At 60.9% G+C, this 1,669-nt stretch carries 2 protein-coding genes; both read right to left on the bottom strand.

Annotated features, from left to right (window positions below):
- Window positions 1-5: 5 nt before the first annotated feature.
- Window positions 6-1,214 carry an RNA-guided endonuclease InsQ/TnpB family protein gene (locus Mgrana_RS16595; protein ID WP_119358676.1) on the bottom strand — a complete coding sequence of 403 codons (1,209 nt, stop codon included), beginning with the start codon at window positions 1,212-1,214 and terminating at the stop codon, window positions 6-8.
- Between the two features lie 9 nt (window positions 1,215-1,223).
- Complete coding sequence (gene tnpA / locus Mgrana_RS16590; protein WP_119358675.1) at window positions 1,224-1,631, bottom strand: IS200/IS605 family transposase; 408 nt, start codon at window positions 1,629-1,631, stop codon at window positions 1,224-1,226.
- Window positions 1,632-1,669 lie beyond the last annotated feature (38 nt).

The raw sequence follows: 1,669 nt of genomic DNA, 5'->3' as shown, positions 1-1,669 counted from the left end.
GTGACTTACCCCACGGCTAAAGCCGGGGGCTTCTGGGGTCTACGAGCATGAGCAACCTCACCGCTCTCGCCCAGGGGCAAGCCCTGCCCATCTGCGGACGGGTACACGCCCCGTCCCATTCTCAGGATATTCAGCGCCGCGTTTACGTCCCGGTGGATGACCAAACCGCAAGCCCCGCATTCGTAGGGCTTGCCGATAGGCACTTTCTGGACATGGCCGCAGCCGCTACATATCTGAGAGGTGTATGCCGGATTGACGCCGACGACCCTACGGCCAGCCTCCGCCGCTTTGCCGTAGAGGATGTTTAAGAACTGCCCCCAGCCCATGTCCAGGATGCTCTTGGACAGGCGGGAGCGGGACATGGCTTTGGCGCTCAAGTTTTCGTGGTAGACGACATCGTTGGCCTCCAGGAGTTTGCGGGCGGTTTTGTGGTGAAAGTCTTTTCGCTGGTTCCGCACCTTGCGGTGCAGGCGCTTGAGGGCGGCGACGGCTTTTTTCCTGCCGCCCCCGCCACGTTTGCGCCTGGATACGACGCGTTGCTGTCGCCTCAGTTTGGCCTCAGCCTTGCGGTAGTAGTGAGGGGCGGGTACAAACTCGCCGTCCGAGGTGACGAGGAAGTTGGGGTTGACCCCGAGGTCTATCCCGACCTCGCCTCCGGTGGCGGGCAGGGGTTGGGGCTCGACCTCACAGACGTACACCGCGTACCAGTGCTCCCCATCGCGCTTGATGGTGAGGGTCTTGGGCCGTCCGGCCAGGGGGCGATGCCATTTGATGCGCACGTCCCCGATGTTGGGCAGGCGGATGCGGTTGGAGCCCACCGGCTTGCCGGGGCCAAACCAGTTGTCCCGGCTATTGTCCCAGACCTGCTTGAAATGGAAAGAGTCCCAGCGGTCTTTGCTCTTGAAGCGTGGGTAGCCCGCCTTCTCGCCCGCCTTGACCCGGCGGAAGAAACCCTGAAAGGCCCGGTCGAGTTGGGTGATGACCCCTTGCAGCACGTGGGCGTGGATGCGGCGGTATTCGGGGCGACCCTCTTTGACCTCGACCAAAGAGCCCATCTGCTCAAACGCCGTGACCGACCTCCCCGTCTTTTTGTAGGCATCCCGCCGCTCTTGCAACGCCGCGTTGTACAGCTCACGGGTGCGGTTCAGGTGCTCCTCCAAGCCCTTCAGTTGAGGCTTGGTGGGGTAGATGCGGTAGGCGAAGGCTTTCAGCATGGCTAATGGCTAGACGTTTCTCTGGTTCTCGATGTAGCGCTTGATGACCGCCCACGGAGCGCCGCCCACCGTGCTCAAAAAGTAGCTGTTTGTCCAAAGGGTAGGTAAGCGGCTTTTGAGGTGCGGGAACTCCTGCCGGAGTTGGCGGCTGGAACGCCCTTTGAGCAACCTGACCAAACGATGCACCCCGAACTGAGGGTCTACCTCCAGCAACAGATGCACGTGGTCGGGCATCACCTCCATCTGGAAAAGCTCGCACCTGCGTTCGGCGCATATCTCGTTCAGTATCTCCCGCAACCTATCCGCCACCGCCCCCACCAGCACCGGACGGCGGTACTTGGGGCAGAAGACGATGTGGTACTTGGAAGAGTACACGATGTTTTTGTTTTGCTTGTATTGAACGGGGTAGCGCTTCACTGCGACTATTATACAGCAAAGAGCTATCTACGCCCACG

It is taken from the genome of Meiothermus granaticius NBRC 107808 (assembly GCF_003574355.1).
GTDB lineage: Bacteria > Deinococcota > Deinococci > Deinococcales > Thermaceae > Meiothermus > Meiothermus granaticius.
Note: the sequence above shows the minus strand (reverse complement) of the source record. Positions and strands in the feature narration are given on the sequence as shown.